Source organism: Streptococcus sp. Marseille-Q8145, assembly GCF_965112035.1.
Map to the genome: position 1 here is coordinate 33,201 of NZ_CBCOPQ010000001.1, position 20,557 is coordinate 53,757.

General features: G+C 43.1%; 20 protein-coding genes and 3 pseudogenes. All 23 read right to left on the reverse strand.

Annotation, left to right across the window (positions count from 1 at the left end; all coding sequences use genetic code 11):
* Positions 1-313: 313 nt before the first annotated feature.
* A pseudogene (locus ACWPVL_RS00195) lies at positions 314-1,891 on the reverse strand (pneumococcal-type histidine triad protein); the annotation flags it as partial.
* Positions 1,892-1,923: 32 nt separating this feature from the next.
* Positions 1,924-3,166, reverse strand: a pseudogene (locus ACWPVL_RS00200) (pneumococcal-type histidine triad protein); the annotation flags it as partial.
* A gap of 8 nt (positions 3,167-3,174) precedes the next feature.
* The gene (locus ACWPVL_RS00205; protein WP_454386059.1) at positions 3,175-4,107 is read right to left on the reverse strand and encodes a metal ABC transporter solute-binding protein, Zn/Mn family; all 933 of its coding nucleotides are present in this window, start codon (positions 4,105-4,107) and stop codon (positions 3,175-3,177) included.
* Between the two features lie 259 nt (positions 4,108-4,366).
* The gene (trmD, locus tag ACWPVL_RS00210; RefSeq protein WP_454386061.1) at positions 4,367-5,098 is read right to left on the reverse strand and encodes a tRNA (guanosine(37)-N1)-methyltransferase TrmD; all 732 of its coding nucleotides are present in this window, start codon (positions 5,096-5,098) and stop codon (positions 4,367-4,369) included.
* The gene (gene rimM / locus ACWPVL_RS00215) at positions 5,088-5,606 is read right to left on the reverse strand and encodes a ribosome maturation factor RimM (RefSeq protein ID WP_454386063.1); all 519 of its coding nucleotides are present in this window, start codon (positions 5,604-5,606) and stop codon (positions 5,088-5,090) included. Before rimM ends, trmD begins: the two co-directional genes overlap by 11 nt.
* A 94-nt stretch (positions 5,607-5,700) precedes the next feature.
* Complete coding sequence (locus tag ACWPVL_RS00220) at positions 5,701-6,063, reverse strand: TIGR02328 family protein (RefSeq protein WP_125379422.1); 363 nt, start codon at positions 6,061-6,063, stop codon at positions 5,701-5,703.
* A gap of 75 nt (positions 6,064-6,138) precedes the next feature.
* The gene (locus ACWPVL_RS00225) at positions 6,139-6,693 is read right to left on the reverse strand and encodes a GNAT family N-acetyltransferase (protein ID WP_454386066.1); all 555 of its coding nucleotides are present in this window, start codon (positions 6,691-6,693) and stop codon (positions 6,139-6,141) included.
* 158 nt (positions 6,694-6,851) lie between these two features.
* Positions 6,852-7,517, reverse strand: coding sequence for a potassium channel family protein (locus ACWPVL_RS00230; RefSeq protein WP_061909228.1), 666 nt, complete (start codon positions 7,515-7,517; stop codon positions 6,852-6,854).
* Positions 7,518-7,527: 10 nt separating this feature from the next.
* The gene (locus tag ACWPVL_RS00235) at positions 7,528-8,877 is read right to left on the reverse strand and encodes a TrkH family potassium uptake protein (RefSeq protein WP_454386068.1); all 1,350 of its coding nucleotides are present in this window, start codon (positions 8,875-8,877) and stop codon (positions 7,528-7,530) included.
* Positions 8,874-9,425 carry a putative immunity protein gene (locus ACWPVL_RS00240; RefSeq protein ID WP_454386070.1) on the reverse strand — a complete coding sequence of 184 codons (552 nt, stop codon included), beginning with the start codon at positions 9,423-9,425 and terminating at the stop codon, positions 8,874-8,876. Before ACWPVL_RS00240 ends, ACWPVL_RS00235 begins: the two co-directional genes overlap by 4 nt.
* 174 nt (positions 9,426-9,599) lie before the next feature.
* Entirely contained in the window at positions 9,600-9,839 is a 240-nt protein-coding gene (kphA, locus tag ACWPVL_RS00245) for an RNA-binding protein KphA (protein WP_005590445.1), read from the reverse strand.
* 19 nt (positions 9,840-9,858) lie between these two features.
* Complete coding sequence (rpsP, locus tag ACWPVL_RS00250) at positions 9,859-10,131, reverse strand: 30S ribosomal protein S16 (protein ID WP_005590447.1); 273 nt, start codon at positions 10,129-10,131, stop codon at positions 9,859-9,861.
* A 127-nt stretch (positions 10,132-10,258) separates the two neighbouring features.
* Positions 10,259-10,945, reverse strand: a complete 687-nt coding sequence (locus ACWPVL_RS00255) for a YjjG family noncanonical pyrimidine nucleotidase (protein WP_454386073.1) — start codon at positions 10,943-10,945, stop codon at positions 10,259-10,261.
* A gap of 204 nt (positions 10,946-11,149) precedes the next feature.
* Positions 11,150-12,076: a DNA repair protein RadC gene (locus tag ACWPVL_RS00260; protein ID WP_454386795.1), complete on the reverse strand. Its 927-nt coding sequence runs from the start codon at positions 12,074-12,076 to the stop codon at positions 11,150-11,152.
* A gap of 52 nt (positions 12,077-12,128) precedes the next feature.
* The gene (locus ACWPVL_RS00265) at positions 12,129-12,962 is read right to left on the reverse strand and encodes an AraC family transcriptional regulator (protein WP_454386075.1); all 834 of its coding nucleotides are present in this window, start codon (positions 12,960-12,962) and stop codon (positions 12,129-12,131) included.
* 88 nt (positions 12,963-13,050) lie between these two features.
* Positions 13,051-13,545 carry a YkgJ family cysteine cluster protein gene (locus ACWPVL_RS00270; RefSeq protein WP_454386077.1) on the reverse strand — a complete coding sequence of 165 codons (495 nt, stop codon included), beginning with the start codon at positions 13,543-13,545 and terminating at the stop codon, positions 13,051-13,053.
* A gap of 245 nt (positions 13,546-13,790) precedes the next feature.
* A complete protein-coding gene (locus tag ACWPVL_RS00275; RefSeq protein ID WP_454386079.1) occupies positions 13,791-14,441 on the reverse strand; it encodes a hypothetical protein in 651 nt (216 codons plus the stop codon).
* Between the two features lie 104 nt (positions 14,442-14,545).
* Positions 14,546-15,337 (reverse strand): annotated as a pseudogene (gene pnuC, locus ACWPVL_RS00280) (nicotinamide riboside transporter PnuC).
* A gap of 324 nt (positions 15,338-15,661) precedes the next feature.
* Positions 15,662-16,297, reverse strand: coding sequence for a hypothetical protein (locus ACWPVL_RS00285; protein WP_454386081.1), 636 nt, complete (start codon positions 16,295-16,297; stop codon positions 15,662-15,664).
* Positions 16,298-16,339: 42 nt separating this feature from the next.
* Positions 16,340-18,163 carry a translation elongation factor 4 gene (lepA, locus tag ACWPVL_RS00290; RefSeq protein ID WP_125383672.1) on the reverse strand — a complete coding sequence of 608 codons (1,824 nt, stop codon included), beginning with the start codon at positions 18,161-18,163 and terminating at the stop codon, positions 16,340-16,342.
* Between the two features lie 123 nt (positions 18,164-18,286).
* Positions 18,287-19,189 (reverse strand): RluA family pseudouridine synthase, encoded by a 903-nt coding sequence (locus ACWPVL_RS00295; protein ID WP_454386083.1) that lies wholly within the window; start codon positions 19,187-19,189, stop codon positions 18,287-18,289.
* Positions 19,173-19,640 carry a signal peptidase II gene (gene lspA, locus ACWPVL_RS00300; protein ID WP_454386085.1) on the reverse strand — a complete coding sequence of 156 codons (468 nt, stop codon included), beginning with the start codon at positions 19,638-19,640 and terminating at the stop codon, positions 19,173-19,175. Before lspA ends, ACWPVL_RS00295 begins: the two co-directional genes overlap by 17 nt.
* Positions 19,637-20,545 carry a LysR family transcriptional regulator gene (locus tag ACWPVL_RS00305; RefSeq protein ID WP_454386087.1) on the reverse strand — a complete coding sequence of 303 codons (909 nt, stop codon included), beginning with the start codon at positions 20,543-20,545 and terminating at the stop codon, positions 19,637-19,639. The genes lspA and ACWPVL_RS00305 overlap by 4 nt, the downstream gene beginning before the upstream one ends.
* Between the last annotated feature and the right edge of the window lie 12 nt (positions 20,546-20,557).

The window sequence follows — 20,557 nt, forward strand, 5'->3', positions numbered from 1 at the left end:
TAGGTGTTTCTTTTTTAGTCTCCTCAGCCGGACTGGCCTCCGTCTCAGTTTTAGCTTCAGTCGGAGCAGGCTTGTTGGCTTGAAGCTGATTAAAGAACGCTTCTGCTTCAGCTAGCAAGGCTGCTTTGTCCACACTCGGATCGGATAATTTATCCAATAGAGCATCTACCTTGGCAAATTGCTCATCTGTCCCCTGTTGTTCCTCAAGCATCTTGTGGGCGGACATCAGCAAATTGTAAATTTTAAGATAGATCTCTTTATCCTTGAGCGCTGCAGATGCCTGCTGTTCCTTTAAGGTTTCAACGATTTGGGTCAAGAGCGTTTTCGTTTCTGCTAAGATTGTTTCTCGATCTTTGCGGGCTTCTTGCAAATCAGTTCCAAGTGCTGCGAGTTGCTTTTGATAATTTTCTTGCAGAGTCGAATCCGTTACTTTTTCCAAAAGTTCTTGACCTTTTTGGAAGAGAGCTTGGAGAGTTTCTTCTGAGATTTCCTCCGTAGGCTGCGGTGCAAATTCTCCATACAATTCTTTCAAGAAACCATAGATAGCTGTCTTATAACTGTGGTCGTCCACCTTTTCGGTATCCAGAACCGTTTTATCCTTGGCCGAAGCTGCCTCGCCACTTGCCAGAGCCTTATCAACTTCGAGCTTGGTTTGATAGAGTTCCAAGAAAAGAGCTTTCAGGTCTACCGCTTCAATAAAGGCCTGAGATTTATAAAGCTTGAGCGTCAAATCAGCAACTTTCTTACGAAGTTCTGGCTGCAAACGAGCATCATCAACCGCAAGATAGAAAGCTTTGAGATACTCGACGGAGGTCACTCCTGTCCGATCTTGATAATCTTGCAGACTTGCCAATAGCTGCTCAATCTCAGCCATCTTAGCTTCATTTTTTTCTACCTTAGCCGTCTGCAATTCACTGAGCAAGCTGGTTTTATTCACATTGTAGCTATCCGTTTCCAAACGTTTGATCTTGTCAACCAATTCTTGATATTTTTTATCAACTTCGGTCAGCTCTTCCGTTTTCGCTTTCTCGTCAACATGAATGTAGTGCTTATCAAATTGATCTAAGCTGGCCAAATATCCCTCTGTTGAGTTGCTTGGCAATTGCTTCATGGTTTCTACAAAATTACCGAGAGCTAGTTCGATTCGACGTTGCATAAGCAAGTCTTTAGCATAAATGGTTCGGCTAGCGGCCAACAGGGCATCTACCTTTTCAAGGACGGCCTTTTCATCATAAGCTCCTGCTTGATAAGCTGATTGCAAGGCTGGAATTTTATTCTTCAAGCCTAGATTCAATCCTTTGGATTGGACACGGATATAGTGGTTGTGATCGCCATGCGGAATGACAAACTGACCATTTTCAACCTGAATACTGTATGGAGACAGACCTGAACGCAGGGCTGTTGTATAAAGCTCGTTTAGGAAGTCCAGCTCTGGATTTCCAGTTTCTAGAGGAATCCGAACGTGCTCTTTTCGAACAGCGTATGGATGGATATGTGTCGGATCGTAGTCTTGATCTGGATTATTAAAGACAAAGAAGCCTTTTGAAATCTTAATCGCTTCACGCGGTACGCCATAAGTCTTGGAAATATAAGCGATTTTCTCTTCGTCACTTGCGTCACGAGAAAAACGGTCATATTCTGTGCTGACTTGACTGGACTGACTTGAATCTTTGTGCTTAGCCAGATTGGCTTCTGCTGCTGCAATCTGATCTTTGGTCAAATCTTTTTTGAAGAAATAATGTGCATGGCCGCCGTGTTGGACAACGTATCCTTCCTCATCTTTTGAGATGACATGCTCAGCATGGAAACCATGATCGTGCTCATCTTTATCAGCTGGTTTGGCTGGTTGACTTGGATTTGCTGGTTGGCTAGGCTGGCTTGGTGTACTTGCAGCAGCCTTAGGATAAGTCTTCTGACCAGTAACAGGAATGTTCCGAGCTATTTCTTCTTCTAGGGCAGACAGTTTGCTGTAAGGGATAAAGTGATAGTGATTTCCATGTGGAATGGCCACTCCTTCTGCAGTCCGTCTAACGATTTTGCTTGGATCAAAGACAAGACCATCTTTTTCAGCATAGCGTTTTTCTTTTGGTGTATGGTAGAGCTTCTCAAGTAAGGTTTGGTAACTTGATGGTGCATCTTCTGCTTTTTCAGCTGGTTTAGCTCCGTGCCCAGCATCTGATTGGGCAGGTTTGGACGGTTGAGCTGGCTTAGCAGTCTGTCCCTTATCAGCTTGATACGCTGGCTTAGTCGCAGTTCCTGCATGTTGATTTTCCGATGCTTTAGCTGTAGGAGCAGAAGCTTCTCCCCCTGTAGTAGGATTTTCAGCTGGACTAGCTGCTTGCTTGCCTCGCTGCAAGGAATCCCAGTAGGCTTGGGCAGCCGCTAATTCACCTGGCGACAGATCACTTTTAGGAATATAATGCATATGACCGCCATGTGGCACAAGGAAGCCATCTCCTGTATCCGAAATCACATCAGATGGACTGAAAACATAGCCGTCATCTGTTGTATAAGCGCCATTGCTCCGACTCGATGCAGTGCCTTCTGCTTGATAGGTTCTCTTTCCTGCAGCATAAGCGGCACTTGGACGACTGAAATCTTGCGTTTTTCTGCTAACAGTTTGACTCGATTTAGCTTCTGAACCGCCTTCGCCTTCTTCCTTGCTAGGATGAATCTGTCTTTGCCGTGCGATTTCATCAACCGAACGAACATTGCTGGTTGCTTTGGCATTAGTCAGATATAGGTAATATTTGCCTGCAACCTTGATAATATAGCCATCTTTCACTTGGTTGACAATATCTGATTCCTGCAATTGATAATTTGGATCCCTCATAATCAACTCTTCACTAAGAATTGCATCAAAGGGAACCTTTCCATTATAGTAATGATAGTGATCACCATGTGAAGTCACATAGCCTTGGTCCGTAATCTTGACAACGATCTGCTCAGCAGTAATGCCTTCTTTGGCCTGAATCTGCTCAGGTGCCAATTTCTCGGCTTTTTGAGATTTATTGTCCTGCTTATTTGCAGATTTCTTTTCTACATAGGCCACTCGATTTCTTGCTTGTTCTTGTGGCTTGTCTGCTTGATACTGCATGATTGCATAACCGCACACACCAAGTGTAGCTAGTGCCGCAACTGAACTAATAATATATTTCTTTTTCATACATCACCTCAATGTTTTAATTCTTTGGCTAAAATTTCTAAATTATCTTCTAAATTTTCAAGATAGGTCTTATCATTTTCAGGATCTGCTTCGAGAGGATTCAGCACCTTTAGGTTGACTCCTGTTGCCTTCTTCAAGGTCTCGGCCAACTTAGAGGAAGCATTGCTCTCGACAAAAATCGTCTTAACTTTATAGGTCTTGATAAAGTCTTGTATCTCCGTCAACTGCCTTGGACTAGGCTCTTGATCTGGCGAAATGCCTGAAATACCAAGTTGCTTGAGACCGAAACGCTTGGCTAAATAAGAAAAGGCTGTATGCTGGGTCACGAAAGTTTTTTCATCTAGACCGCTAAAGACTCCTTGATATTTTTGGCTCAGGGCCTTTGCCTTCTCTGCAAATTTTTGAGCATTTTTCTGATAGGTATCCGCATTTTTACTATCTAGCTTGGACAATTCTTGAGCGATGAGTTGCGCCTCTTCTGCCACTTTTTCTGGATCCAGCCAAGTATGTGGATCATAGAGGGTCTTTTCATCAATCCCTTCCTCAGCGGATACTTCTTCTAGGCCGGCCACCTTGTCCAACTGCATCCCGTTGCTGGCTTCTACAACCTCTACTTTGGACTTTTGTAAACTAGGATCCAGACTACCAGCCCAAGACTCTAAAGTCCGCGAATGATACACAAAGACATCTGCTTCATAAATAGCTGCCACATCGCTGGCTGACGGCTCAAATTCATGAATCCCTGCACCCGACTGAATCATCCGGACATCATTCAAATCTCCTGAGACTTCTTTGACCATTGAATAAATCGGGTAAAAACTCGTGACAATATTGAGCCCGCGTTTGCTACCCGCCCCGCTTGCTTCCTTTTTACTACAAGCGGCAAGGCCAAGCCCCAGCAAGACTAGACTTAAAGCTATCAAAACTTTTTTGATTTTCATTTTAACTCCTTAACCAGTTTAGCAATCATTCAAAGAAATAACAATTTTCAAAACATTCTTTCCCAAGAATTGCTTTAAAAAATAGCTTCTTTTGTTAACTGGTTTATTAACTAGTTAAGATAATACTCCTTTTTATTTTTTCTGTCAAGAAGGAAGTTTGAATTTTTTCAAAAATTTTCCAGCCCTTCATCCAATTAAAAAAGCCACAAACGTGGCTTTGAGAAATCGATACCTAGATTTTGCTATTTTATAGAAAGGACTAGTGTTCACTATCACTACTATTGGCTCGAATTTCTTCCAACATTTTGGCTTCTTCGGCTGTACATTCATAGTTTTCCAGCAAGTCCGGACGACGCTCATAGGTTTTTTTCAGACTTTCATAGAGACGCCACTTGCGGATATTTTCATGATGGCCGCTCATAAGGACTTCAGGAACAACCATGCCCCGATAGTCGTAGGGACGAGTGTACTGAGGATACTCCAAGAGCCCAGACGAAAAGCTATCATCTGTATGACTGACTTCCTTGCCAATAACCTCTGGAATCAGGCGAACTGTCGCATCAATCATGGTCATAGCCGCCAATTCTCCTCCGGTCAGCACATAGTCACCCAGCGAAATTTCATCCGTCACCAAGGTCTTGATCCGCTCATCATAGCCTTCGTAATGGCCACATATGAAGATGAGTTCCTCTTCCTTAGCCAGCTCCTCAGCATAGGCTTGATCAAAAGTCCGGCCAGCAGGATCCAGCAAAATCACGCGCGGCTGCTTCTTTTCAATAGCATCATAGGCATCAAAAATAGGCTGAGCCCGCAGCAGCATGCCTTGACCGCCACCGTACGGCTCGTCATCCACATGCCGAGATTTTTCCGCATTTTCTCGAAAATTATGATAGTTGATCTCCAAGAGACCTTTTCCCCTTGCTTTACCAACGATTGAGTGCTCTAAGGGCGCAAACATCTCCGGAAAGAGGGTCAAAATATCAATCTTCATCGTCCAGTCCTTCCGGTATCTCTACATCAACCCGACCTTGCTCGATGTCAATGCCTAGCACCACCGGTGGAATGTAAGGCAGCAGCAAGTCCCGCTTACCTTTACGTTTGACCACCCAGACATCATTTGCTCCTGGCTGGAGAATCTCCTTAATCGTACCTAGCAGAACATCATTTTCATAAACTTCAAGGCCGATGATTTCATGGTAGTAAAATTCCCCATCTTCTAAGTCCGTCAAATTTTCTTCGGCCACTTTCAGACTAAAGTCACGAAATTTCTCGATGTCATTGATATGATACATACCCTTAAACTTGATAATATCAAAATTCTTGGCCTTGCGGTGGCTGGCAATCTCCACATTCATGACAAACTGGTCTTTCTTATCGAAAAGGGCCAGTTTATTGCCTTTTTTAAAACGCTCTTCCGCAAAATCTGTCACTGACAAAACCCGCATCTCGCCTTGCAAACCTTGGGTATTGACGATTTTACCAACATTAAAATAATTCATTTTTACTCCAGTTAATCTTTTTACTATTCGTTTTATTGTATCATTTTGCTGGCTTTTTCTCAAGGCAGGCCGCTGGCTCAGACAGCGGAAAAGCTTATAAGTCAATGCCTTTTTCTTTGAGATTTTGCAGGCATTCCTCATAGTAAGCTGCGTCATGCTCGGGGTAAATAGGGCTCGCCACAGCCATTTCTTCCAGATGCACATAGGCTGGACAAGTCTTGCCACGATAGTCCCGCTCCAGCCACTCTGGGGACACACGATAACCTCGCTTGCTCATCTCCTCCATAATCAGCTCATGGTAGCGATAAAGCAAGTAAGGAGAGTGAGTAAAAACATAGTCAACGGTCGCATGTTTCTTGCCCCAGCCATTGCCACGAAGAGCGCAGCATTCCCGATGCTGGCCAAGCAGTTGCGGACGGGGAAGCTTGGGAATCAGCGCTTGATGCCAGAGTCTCATTCTAACCTCCATTTAGTAAAAACAAAGCAATCTTTTGTTGCTCCAAATAGCCTTTGACCACTATAAAACTTCATTTTAATAATCGCTGAAGCGCCTATGTTTGATTTCAAAGTCGAAATAATTCTCTTCCTGAAGTCGGTGGAAAATATCCCGATAGGTTTCTTCATCAAAAGATTCCCCTCGATAAAGGATTTCAAAGCTAAGATCCTCATATTCCAGAAAGGCATTGGCTGAGCGGAAGCCCTTGCTTTGATAGAAATCCCAGCGAGCTTGACGCTGCTCCAGATTGTCACAGGGCTCGTCTAGGCGCTCAATTTCTAAAAGCATGGTTCGCTGATAGAAATTGACCAGCTTTTCGATGATCTCACCACCATAGCCATGGCTGCGCAGGTGGGGCATAATCGCAAAGAAACTAACATAAAAGGCTTGCGCATTGGAGATGGCAAAGGCAAAACCAACAAACTCTTTTTCATGATAAAAGGCGAAAAAATTAGCATCTTCCTGATCCTCATATCGTAAAAATTCACTGAGAGGTATCCTTTCCTCTTCTGGGAAAGCTTCATTATTCAAGGCTTCTACCTTATCCAAATCTGGAAAATCTGCTGTAATGATCTGGCTGGTTAAGCTCATAAAATCACTCCTTTTCTAGTGATAGTATAACAAATTTTACAAAAGGGTTCAAAAAAGAGCCCTGAAAGAGCTCTTAGGTATTTATTTTTCTGAAGTGATGGTAAGATTCCGAGTTCCTAAGAACTACTGATAGTTGGTCCCGATTGGACTCCCAGCCGCTACTTTACTATTTCACGTAAATTATCCAAATGCTGATTATCCGTCACAGCCATAATGCTGACTCCTGCTGGCCAGACAAAGTCTGGAGTAAACTGACTTTCTAAGGGCTGATTCTTTGTTAGACGATAGCCGATAATATTGAGATGATACAGCCTACGAGCGTCTACTTCACGGACTGTTTTCCCAACCCAGCTAGCAGGCAGCTCAAACTCAGCCACGACTACATCGTCATCCAGCTGGAAAACCTCAATCGAATGGTTAAAGAGAATGGTCTTAGCCAATGAAATGCCAGCCTCCACTTCAGGCAGGATAACCAAATCAGCTCCCACCTTTTCCAGCACCTGCTGGGTCACTTCGTCCTTGACCTTGGCAATGACATTTTTAACACCCAATGCCTTACAGTGCATGACCGCTAGGACACTGGATTCCAAACTTTCTCCTGTCGCCACGACGACCGTATCACAGGAACCGACGTCTGCCGCCTCCAAAAGCTCCATATCGGTAATGTCTCCGATTACACCGACGGCAATCATGTCTTCATACTGATTGATTGTCTCTTCGTGATTATCAATGGCAATGATTTCTACATCTTGAGAAATCAAGGCCTCAATGATACTCTGTCCAAAAATCCCCAAGCCGAGGATTCCAACTGTTTGATTTGCCATTTCTTTTCTCCTATCCAATCATAATGTCCGCCTTGCTGTAGTGCAAGGTAGTCGCCTTCTTCGGTTGATAATGGCTCAGACTGACCATAAGAGTCAGCGGCCCCACTCGTCCAATAAACATCAGCAGCATAATCACAATCATACCAGCTGTATTGAGGCTGGTAGTGATATTGGCCGTGACACCAACTGTAGCCAGTGCCGATACAGTCTCAAATATCAGGTAAATAAAACGATGACTGCTATCGGTCACTAGCCCAAGAGCCAAAAGACCAAGCAGAAATGTAAGCTGAAAAATCACTGTCACACCAAAAGCCTTCTGCACCAGCTGAGGAGACAGTGTTCTCCGACCGATATTAGTATGTGGCAAGCCCAAAATTTCCTTACGGGCGAACAGGAAAAGAACTAAGAAGGTCGTAATTTTCAGACCGCCCGCTGTACCACCCGGAGCTCCTCCTAAAAACATCTGGAGCAGATAGATAAACAGGGTTACTGGACGAGCAACTGTATAATCGATGGAAGCAAAACCAGCTGTCCTCATGCTGACTGTCTGGAAAAAGCTGACCAGTAGCTTATCGCCAAAGGAAAGATTGCCAATCGTTCCAGGATTATTGTACTCCGTCCAGAGACTCGTGACCGTCCCAAAGACGAGGAGACCAGCAGTCAGAAGCAAGACTACCTTAGTATGAAAGTGCAGTCCCTTCTGTTTTCCTCCCAATTTAGTCGCCAAGTCAAACCAGACCATAAAGCCAAGTCCTCCAGTAATGATGAGGAGAGCCAAGGTGATATTGACCAAAACATCTGTCTGCAAGCCTAGTAGGCTATCATTGCCAAAATTATCAAATCCTGCATTACAAAATGCAGAAACGGCTAAAAAGATAGAATTAAAAATCCCTTTTCCTAGGCCAAACTTAGGAATGAAGCGAATCATGAGAAGGAGAGCACCTAGTCCTTCGATAGTAAAGGTCGTGATAAAAATCGAACGGACAAATTGACCTAAGGTACGATTGTGACCATAACTAAAACTATCCCGCAGAATACGACGATCCTTGAGACTGAGCTTTTTCCGACTTTCCATGGTGAAAAATCCGATAAAGGTGAGGATTCCCAAACCACCAATCTGAATCAGTAACATACAAAGGAGCTGCCCCCAAACATTGTATGTATCTACAACCGATCGGGTAAAAAGTCCTGTCACACAGACCATCGAAACAGCTGTAAAAAGATGATCCAGATAGCCCGCTTGGGAACTTGCCGTCTGCACCCAAGGCAGACTGAGTAGCAAGGAACCACAGAATATCACCAGAAGAAAAGACAAGATAATCTTTTGTGCTGGTGACAAGCGTGAAAATAAATGCTTCATAAAGTTTCCTTTCCTGATCTAATAAAAGCAGAGGCCAGCTCTATCTGCCCTTCTCTTTCCTTGACAGCCAGCTGTAAATCATCTGGATTCTGCAAGTTTCTGACTTTGATGGCATAATCCGCTGCGACAATAGCATGTCCCCTCATATGGGCTGTTGCTACTGCTTGGGCAAAGACACGCGCAGCATACTTACCGATTTGTGATTGAGCCTGCTGAGATAGTTTGTTAGCCAAGAAACCAGCCTTCCTTAGTTCATAGGCAGACGCCCTCCCATCAAGTCGAGCCTGAAAAACCTCTCTTACCTGAGTCAAAATCTTCTGCCTTTCAAACCCATCTTCCGTATCTATCAGAGCTATAAAGCTTGACGCCATTTTCATAGCCCATCGAGCCAGTTGCTTCTGAGGAAGTTCCCCCAAAATCAGTTCCAATTCCAATCTCTTCTCACTATCATCCAGGATTTTCAGTTTGTATGGGCTCGGTAAAATCACTTGATCATTCTCATAACACTTGCGCTCATGAACGTTCCAAGCATACTCTTCTGGATTCATATGTCCCCCGGTTTCGAATTTATTTGAATTCGAGTGTAGATTTGCGTTTGTCTTAACTGAGATACTTGCTTCTCGCAGAGCTCGAACTGCATCAATGGCCCTAAATTCAACTACGCCTAACGGCTTGTTTCATTAAGGGCCATAGAAAAACGGGACACATGGCCCCGCTGCTTCTTATTTCTCATCAATAACGATGCGAACTTTTTTGTACTCGGTTGGGACAGAGTAAACAATCGTCCTTATAGCGGAGATAGTACGACCTTTACGACCGATCACACGTCCAACATCGCTTGGATCAAGATCAAGATGATACTCTAAAAACTCAGGTGTATCTTCAATCTTGATAGTTAAGGCATCTGGCTGTGAAATCAAAGGTTTCACTATCGCAATAATGAGATTTTCAATCGTGTCCATATATCAACCTGCACTTCTATTATTTAGAGTATTTTGAATCGTGGAATTTCTTCAAAACACCAGCTTTTGAAAGGATGTTGCGAACTGTATCTGAAGGTTGAGCTCCATCAGCCAACCATGCAAGAACGCGATCTTCTTTCAAAGTCACTTGGTTTTCTTCAACAAGTGGGTTGTAAGTTCCAACTGTTTCGATGAAACGTCCGTCACGTGGTGAACGTGAGTCTGCAACGTTGATACGGTAGAAAGGTTTTTTCTTAGAACCCATACGAGTCAAACGGATTTTTACTGCCATTTTTAAAATTTCTCTCTTTTCTTATTTTTTATTTCGGTGAAATAGCTGAGCTATTTAGCACATGTTCTATTATAGCAGATTAAATACAGCTGTCAAGTTTTTTTCTTGACAGGCTCAAGAATTTTTTTCAAAGCAGTAATTTTTTAATTTCTTCATAGGAGGATACCGTATAAGTCGGCTGCGCACTGCTAGTGTTAATCAGCTTTTTGGGATTGTACCAGATAGAGTCTAGTCCTGCATTATTAGCGCCTGCAATATCTGCCGTCAAGGAGTCTCCAATCATCAAAGTCTGAGACAGGTCAAAATCTGGTATCTGCTCTGCTATTTTTTCATAAAACAAGGCTTCGGGCTTCTGAGTCCCCATCTGCTCCGAGATGAAAATATGGTTAAAATAGGGCGCAATGTCGGAATGAGCCATGCGACCAGTCTGAATAGCCGTGATGCCATTGGTCGCTCCGTAAATCTCATAATCAGCTGCTGTCAAGTTGTCCAAAAGCTCGCTAGCTCCAGCGTAAGTCTGGCCTTGCTGAGTAATATGCTGCTGATAGAGAAGGGCTAACTCGGCGCCATCCTTCTCAATGCCAAAATGAGCGAAAAGACGAGAAAAGCGAGTATTGACTAGCTCAGGCTTGGTGATTTTCCCCTGCTCTAGTTCCCGCCAAAGCCCCTTGTTCATGGGAATATAATAGTCTTTGTAGGTCTGAATCTCCGTCACGCCCTGCTCCTCCAAAAAATGAGTCAGGGCGATGTCTTCTGCCGTATCAAAATCCAGCAAGGTATGGTCAAGGTCGAAAAGTAGAAATTTGTATGACAAGGTAGAAATCCTTTCTGTAACTGTAGTAGCTTCATTATACCACAAGCCACAAAAACCAGCCGCTCAAAAACGAACGGCTGGTTTCTAATCTATTTCACTACTGGAATCCAGAGAGTCATTTGATAGTTTGGTTTCCCTTCTTTCGATCCTGCTGCATTACATTCTTTTATTTTCCAAACAGCATCTTCGTTTTTCTAACTTCTTCTACTCTACTTTATGGCGAATGCACAAATCTCTAAATCTATTATCTAGTGCTGCAATATCATACAAGACTTCTGACAGTTTTTGGTAATCTTCCTCGATACAAAATAGATGAGCTTGGCCGAACAACTTTGCTAAATTTTCTTTTAGTTCAGATCTGACCGTATCGTGGTCTTTTAAGAAGTTGCTCATGTATAAATTTCTGATAGAAGCTAATTTGAAACTAAAGTATTGATGAAGATGTTTTTGTTCTTCATTCAAGCCATTGTTCGCTACCGACTTAGCATATCTTGCTATCACATTCTCCTCGCCGTGCTCATATCGTTGCTTCATCAACATAGATGTTTTCTGATAAATCTCTTTGGAAGTTGGAGATTTGATTTTTTTGAAGTTTCCCCACATGGAGAAAGAACCTCTTTTATAGTCAATGTTTTTAGCTTCCCAAGCATTCGCAAATTCTGACAAACTCATTTTCATACAAGCAAAGCCTGCTGGATCATGGAAATAGATAAACTCATCATCTAGATCATAAACTGAAACAAAATGATCCACCCCATACAAATGAATATGATTGGGATTATAAGTCAGATAACCCATGTCCAAAGGGCCAAGAACAACTGGTCCGCTGAGCAAGAACTTGCTTAGCATTTCTCTGCTAGAGAGAAGATCCACCGCATTTGAATCCTTTATATAGTATTCATCATATGTAAAACCCAGAATGTTTAAAGAATGGCTGATAGAACTGTCTGGCATCCCATTATCAAAGAAGACTAAGGGGTGTTTTTCATCTTCCTTTACAATACTGGCGCCATTTCCCATCACCATAATGGCTTCCAAAAACTCAGGGCGAACATCATAACCATACGAATGCAACGCCATCGCAAGTGAATATGTATAACAAAGAGAAACGTCCCCAAAATACATCTGCATAGCATCTCCTCCTCTGTAATCGACACCTAAAAAATGACTTGCAATCACCATTTTATTTCACCACAGGTATCCAGAGTTCCATTTGATAGTCTGGTGACGACATGTCGCCTTCGGAATAGACTTCAAAATCTGGTGCTCCTGAGTGGCGATAGCCAGTTTCTGGGAAGAAGACTTCCAAGACATATTTCCAAGCATGATGGATACTGGCTGGTATCGCACCCTTGACTGGTACGATAGCATATTCAGCTTCTGCGATTTCTTTGACTGACAGACCTAGTTCTTCTGCTTTCTTTTTATCTACCACATCATAAGCGGCCATATAGTTGATGATCTCGCCTTCTTTGACATCCGAGCAGACGCCAAAGGATTGACCACTGCCCAGACTTTCTAGGCTTTCAAAGCTGTGATTGGCATAGAGCTGCTCCCATACAGACGGGCACTGGCTATTATCGATAGCTTCCAATAGGACGCCTGCAACAGTAAAAGCAGGTTTCTTTTGAATCTTGATATCCATGTTTTTTCCTCCTGTAATCTTTAAGGACAATTGAAGTCTAGGAAAGACCCGATAAGGTTTTCCATTTCGAACTTCTGAGGGGGTCGCACCATGGAATCTCTTGAAGGCTGCGCTAAAGGCATCCGCAGACTCATAGCCGTATTTCAGTGCTATATCAATGACCTTCTCAGAGCTTTCCCGCAAGTCTGTCACTGCTTCTGACAGCCTGCGATTGCGCAAGTATTCTGCTAAAGTCATATCTGCTAGGATGGAAAAGAGCCTGCTGAAGAGGGCATAAGAATAACCCGACAGCTGCTGAAATTTCTGCAAATCCACTTCTGCGTCCAACTTACTTTCCAGATATTCCATGGTTCGATTGAATTGATGCATCATATTCTTTTCTGCTTACCTCCTAACTATAGTCTAGCAGATATAAGAAACTTCTGCCCTAGAATTTTTGTACAAGATTTAGAGGGGGATTTTACAACCTATCCCGCAGCTTCTCCACAAAGAGATAAGCTGCAGGGCAGGTCAGGGTATTTTTGATTGTTAGATGGTTAATCTGATGAATCTTCTTGCGGTCTGTGTGAGGGAACTCACGGCAGGCCTTAGGACGGACATCGTAGATTGAGCAGAGATTGTCTCCACCTAAAAAAGGACAAGGCATAGCCTTGAAAACCTTGTCACCGTCTTCGTCCACTTGCAGAAACTCCTCTTCAAAAGCCGGCAGTTTCATCTTGAAATACTTGGCAATACGGACAATATCGGCTTCCTTAAAGTCTGGTCCTAAAGTCTTGCAGCAATTGGCACAGGCTGTACAGTCAATCTCCTCAAAGACCTCATCATGGATTTGCTGGGCAAGCTTATCGAGGTTTTTTGGTGGCTTTTTCTTGAGATTGGCTAAAAATTTTCGGTGCTCTTTCTGCTTTTGCAGTGCTAGTTGGTGGTATTTTTCAAGGTCGATTTCTTGAGTCATAAACTACTTTCCAATCAGTTAATTTTCGTTAGCATTATATCATAAATCTCAAAAAAATGAGACTGGAACAAAAGTCCTAGCCTCTCAATTGTCTTTGGATTGTCGAGCAAGACGCCGTGGTTGAGTGGGCTCTACTACGCTGATTTCATCAGCTTTTACAGCCCTACTCAACTGTGCGGAGGTGAGACGACGAAATCGAATTCTAACGAATTACCGATTTCTGTCCCACTCTCATTTACTTTGTTTTAAAGATTGTTAGTTGGGCCTTTTTCGTCAAGGCTCCATGTTTCTTCTATGTAGGAAATAACAGAAGCCAAAGTTTCTCGGTCGCCTTCAAAAGAGATTAAATAGACCTTGTCGTCTTTTTGGAAAACCCAAGAAACAACTAGCTGCCCTGATTTCATAATTACATTCAGTTGGAAAGCTTCATTGCCAGAAACAGTGGATTTTGCTCCCCACATTTTTTCTACATCTTTATTATCATTCCAACTATAGGCCAGTCGCTGGGCAATTAACTCAGCATTGAAAGTTTCCCCATCTTGGACATGAGCTTTTTCTCTAGTATAGCCATTCATGGTAACGATATTATAAGCTGAGCCATCCGTGAACTGAACGCTGTCACCACCATCTAAGTCGGTGAACTTGATCCAATTACTCGGAATATCGATATAGCCATAATCAGCCGAACCAATACGCTTAGTCTCGGTTGTAGTAGAAACATCTTTGCCACTAGCTTTATCAGACTTGCTGCTATCTTTTTGAGAAACTTGACTAGTTGCACTACTAGAAGTAGACGATTTCCGATTACCATAATTTTTTATAAGGCCACAAGAGGACAGGGAGAGGCCGGCTAAGATAGTTAGGGAGAGCAGAAAGTACTTCTTTTTCATGGTCATTCCTTCCTAAATCTAATAAATTTTACTAATACTAGTTTACCATATTTTTAGGACGAAAGGAAAGAGAGACATTGTCACATCCGATTTCTTTTCCGTTTATAGGACTATGCTTTTTTAGCGGCCTTATTCCACTGGTACCATCCTACCAAACTGTTGATTAAATAGATTAAATATTTCCCTTGAATCTGAAGGCTTTCACCCCACCAGAGGTAGATAGAAAAAATATTGGTCGCTGCCCAGAAAATCCACTGTTCGCGATAAACAGCCGTCATCAAGATTTGCCCTACTCCATTTGTCGCATCTGTGATTGAATCACGATAAGGACGATTAGCCCCCACAGACTGATAAATCAAGCCAAAGACCAACCACCAAAGCATACTGAGCGATAGATACTTTGTCCATCCTTTGGCATCTAGCTTACGAGCAACAAACTCTTGCTTTTCTTTTTTAAACTGACCTTGGTAAATCCACACCAAGAGGCCAATTGGCTGCATGATGGTAAAGTAAAGAGTCGTCAAGACCTCGCCATAGAAGCCTTTCTGCAAAGCCAAAATCAAGTAAATCACAGAATTAATCAAACCAAAGAGGTAATTGCTAGCCCGCCCTTCAGAAACGAAGATCACACAGATAATCCCAGTCAGACTGCAAATCATCTCCGTCCAATCCACGATGCGATGTTCATATATCAGCTCCAGCCAGAGCGGAAAACTCCCTAGAATCAAGAGATAAACCCACTGACCTAGACTGCGATGAGCAAACAAATCGTCCTAGATAAGCTTCAAGGTACCAGAAAAGCCGAGCTTCTTCATACTAGTCACCATTCGTTTATAGCCACCAGACATTTCAGAAAGCGTCAGCTTCATGTTTGAGATTTTCTTTTGGATATAAGTATTCATTCTTTCTCCTTTTGTTTTTTAAGAGCCGTGTCAAATTGACTTACGGATGCAACGCTCTATTATTTTCGAACACGCACAAGATTTGTCTTATACAGTGTTCACATTTTATCATATTCCTATTTCAAAAAATGTCAAGTAAAATCCAAAAAATATTTCCTAACGTTCGGATTTCAAGAAAAGACCTACAAATTTTTGTAAGCCTTTTTACTTAGATTTGATAGTAGTCGAACGTTTTTTGATTTGTTACTATATTTTTGTGAAGCATAATTAGCATCTACACTGAAAAAACAAGAGACTTAATAAACAGGCCTCTTGTTTTTTAAACTATTTTTCGCTGACTGCTCCCTTGCCATCAAGGCTCCAAGTATCTTTCATATTTGTAATGAAATCATCAAGAGTTTCTTCGTCGCCTTCAAAGGATAGTATATAGACTTTGTCATCTTTTTGGAAAACTAATGTATTAGCAAGTTGTCCCGATTTCAGAATGATGTTTATTTGAAAGGCTTCTCTTCCTGAGACAGTACTTTTAGAGCCCCACATCTTCTCAATATTATCTTTTTGGCTCCAATTATAGGCTACATGTTGAGCAATTGTTTCTGCATTGAAAGTCTCACCATCTGCTACTTCAGCTTCTGCCTTAGAAACAGCATTCATGGTAACAATATTATAAGCAGAACCGTCGGTATATTGGATAAGTCCCTCAACCTCTGCATCAAAAAATTTAATCCATTTACTTGGGATATCGATATAACCAAACTCTGGAGAACCAACACGTTTTGTTTCTTGATTGGTTTTGTTCTTGCTTTTTTTAGAAGAAGAATTTGAAGACTTCTTTTTCACTTGTGCACTGGAACTGGTTGAAGAACTAGATTGACTAGGCTTTTGTCCAGAATTGGCACACGATGCAAGAGTAAGTGAAGTTAATACCAGAACTGCTCCAAGCAGATATGATTGTTTCATGATTTTCTCCTTTTAATATATATTACTTAGAGATATAAGACTTTATTCCTCATCCATACTTAGGACGCTGAGGAAGGCTTCTTGTGGGACTTCAACAGAGCCGATCGCTTTCATCCGTTTTTTACCGGCCTTTTGTTTTTCTAGAAGTTTGCGCTTCCGAGAAACGTCACCACCATAACACTTGGCCAAGACATTCTTACGCAAAGCCTTGATGTCAGTCCGAGCCACAATCTTGTGTCCAATGGCTGCCTGAATGGGTACTTCAAACTGCTGACGAGGAATGATTTTCTTGAGCTTGTCTACAATCAGCTTACCACGCTCATAGGCAAATTCCTTGTGAACGATAAAGCTGAGAGCATCGACCTTGTCGCCATTGAGGAGGATATCCATCTTCACCAGCTTGGATGAGCGATACTCAGAGATTTCGTAGTCAAAGCTAGCATAGCCACGAGTAGAGGACTTGAGCTTGTCAAAGAAGTCAAAGACGATTTCAGCAAGCGGAATCTGATAGATGACATTGACCCGATTGTCATCAATATAATCCATGGTCACAAAGTCACCGCGCTTACGCTGAGCCAATTCCATCACCGCTCCGACAAATTCCTGCGGCACCATAATCTGCGCCTTGACATAAGGCTCCTCGATGGAATCAATCTTGGTCGGATCCGGAAACTCGCTTGGATTAGAGACATCAATGGCTTCACCATCTGTCAGATTAACCTTATAGATAACAGACGGCGCCGTCATAATCAAATCAATATTAAACTCACGCTCCAAACGTTCCTGAATGACGTCCATGTGCAGCAAGCCCAAGAAACCACAACGGAACCCAAATCCCAATGCCTGAGATGTTTCTGGTTCAAACTGCAGACTGGCATCGTTTAGCTGGAGCTTTTCGAGAGCCTCACGCAAGTCATTGTATTTATTAGACTCGATAGGATAAAGACCAGCAAATACCATCGGATTCATCTGCTTGTAGCCGTCCAGGGGCTCAGATGCTGGATTATCGGCCAAAGTCACTGTGTCTCCGACCCGAGTATCCTGCACCGTTTTGATAGAAGCTGCGATATAGCCAACATCCCCTGTCGCTAGGAAATCACGTCCAATGGCCTTGGGAGTGAAAATGCCGACCTCAGTCACGTCAAAGGTCTTGCCATTGCTCATGAGCTGAATGGTATCTCCCGGCTTAACCACACCATCCATAACCCGCACCTGCAGGATTACTCCACGATAGGCATCGTAGACTGAGTCAAAAATCAAGGCCTTGAGCGGTGCTTCTACATTTCCAGTCGGAGCTGGAACTTTTTCTACAATCTGCTCTAAAATATCTTCAATTCCGATGCCAGCCTTGGCAGAAGCCAATACGGCTTCGCTAGCATCCAGTCCAATCACGTCTTCAATTTCTGACCGCACCCGCTCCGGATCCGCAGCTGGCAGATCAATCTTGTTGATAACTGGCAAGATCTCCAAGTCATTGTCCAGCGCTAGATAGACATTTGCCAAGGTCTGAGCCTCAATCCCCTGAGCAGCATCCACGACCAAAATCGCCCCTTCGCAGGCCGCTAGAGAACGCGAAACTTCATAGGTAAAGTCCACGTGTCCCGGCGTGTCAATCAAGTGGAAGATATAGGTCTCCCCGTCCTTAGCAGTGTAATTGAGCTCAATAGCATTGAGCTTAATGGTGATACCGCGCTCCCGCTCCAAGTCCATGCTGTCCAAGAGTTGAGCCTGCATTTCTCGGCTGGAAACCGTTTCAGTTGCCTCCAAAATTCGGTCAGCCAAGGTTGATTTCCCATGGTCAATATGAGCAATGATGGAGAAATTGCGGATCTTCTCCTGACGTTTTTTCAAATCTTCTAACTTCATTTTTCTCTTCCTTTTAGGGTATTCTATTTATTATATCATGATTTGTCGAAAATAAAAACGACTGTAACCAAGACAGTCGACTTAATTTTCCATTTAGCTAGAGTCTCATAAATACGAAGACGATTAGTCATGGGCTTTTCTGAGTTTTTCAAGAGTTTCTAGGAAAATAGCTGGCGCTTCAGCCGTAAATTCTAGCACTTCGCCAGTCCGAGGATGGGTGAAGCCCAGTGTTCGCGCGTGCAGAAATTGGCCATGTCCCTTCAGGGTCTTACGTGGTCCATAGGCCTCATCTCCAGCGACTGGATGGCCGATATAAGCCATGTGGACACGGATTTGATGCGTCCGCCCCGTCTCCAGCTGCAGCTCCACCAAGGTATAGTCTCCAAAACGTTCCAAGACTTGGAAACGTGTCAGAGCGGGTTTTCCCTTAGCTGTAACTGCCTGTTTCTTGCGGTCTTTTTCACTACGGCCAATCGGTGCCTCAATCACTCCGCGGTCATTAGGCAGATTGCCATGAACAATCGCCCAGTATTTACGCAGGGATTTCTTGTCCTTAAGTTCATCTGCAAGTGCCAGATGAGCTTGGTCATTCTTGGCAATCATCAAAAGACCAGAAGTGTCCTTATCAATCCGATGAACAATCCCTGGGCGCAGCACACCATTGATGCCAGAGAGATCTTTGATGTGGTACATGAGGGCATTGACCAGAGTACCGCTAGTGTGCCCAGCGGAAGGGTGAACCACCATGCCTTGTGGCTTGTTGACGACAGCCACATCCTCATCCTGATAGACAATTTCCAGCGGAAGATCCTCTGCCACATACTCAACCACCTCTGGCTCAGGCACTTCATAGGAAATGACATCACCTTCTTTGACGGCATACTTGGCTTTTTTTGCCAATCCATTAACCAAAATCTGGCCATTTTTTATCTGTTCATTGGCTAAACCACGGGATAGCTCTGTCAAGTCCGCCACTGCTTTATCCAAACGCAGACCTGCAGCGACTGCATCAATTTTCAATTCCATTCGTTTCTTCCTTCAACAACACCAGTAATAAAATCGCTACTCCAACAGTCAGGTACATATCCGCTACGTTAAAAATAGCAAAATTGACAAAATCCAACTGGAACATATCTACTACAAATCCTTGCTGGATCCGGTCAATGAAATTGCCCAATCCACCAGCAATAATTAGAATGAGTCCCGTTAGCATCCACTTAGAAGCTTGGATATTTTTAATCAAATACCAAACGGCAACTCCAATCACGATACAAGTTATCAGAGCGAAAAACCACTGCTGATTTTCCAAGATAGAAAAGGCTGCACCAGTATTTCGCAGATAGGTCAAACTGACAATCTTAGGAATAAACTTCCTGACCTGCCCCAAAGAAAAATTGGAGACAATATAATACTTGACTGCTTGATCAAGAGCAATCAAAAGAAAAACTAAAAAAGGAATCGCAATTTTACGTTTCATACTTCTCTTTTCTGTGCAAAATATTCTTTCATAACAGCTACAAAAGCTTCGCCGACCTGACTCAACTCTACATCTTCCCTCTTGACATAAACCATGTGATTGTCTAAATTGTCTCGTAGTTTGATGACAGTGATTCCATTTACACTGTTGCTATCCAAAAAGCCAGATCCAGTCGCATAAGCATCCGTCCGCTCCAAAATCCCATTCAGCGTAGCTCGATCCGTCACATTAAACATCTGGGAGCTAGCGCTGGTATCGACAAAATTCTCAGAATAATAGAGATACTCATCCTTTTCCTGTGTGAAGCGAACGGTTGGCAAGGTAGCTAAATCTTCCATAACCAGCTCCTCCTTTTGAGTCAGAGAATGATCTTCCCGCAGATAAATGTGGGTCTGGAAAGGAATTAGCTCAATGACCTCCAAGCCTAGCTTTTCAATCCGCTGCATGATGCCCTTGCTATTCTGATTATTGAGGTAAATAATCCCAATCTCACTGTGGCCTTGGGCTACTTCATCCAAAATCTGCACGGTTGTCGACTCGAAAATCCGAAAATTCTTGTAGTCAGGATAGCGCTGAGAAAACTCTGTTATCAAAGGCGGCAAAAAGTCATAGTGCTGACTGGCAATGGAAAATTCATCCTTTTCCTCTTCAGGATTGGCATATTGATTTTGAAAGACATCAAATCCTTTGACCAATTCCTGAGCTCTCTCGTAAAATTCCATACCCCGCCGAGTCAGAAAGGTTCCGCTACTCGTCCGGCGGAAAATCTTAAATCCCAGCTCCTTTTCCAAATCTCGCACGGCGATAGATAGACTGGGCTGGCTGACATACATCTTTTCTGCTGCTTCACGAAAGGTTCCGCTGTTGGCAATGGCCACTACATAACGCAATTGTTGAATATTCATATCTTTTTCCTT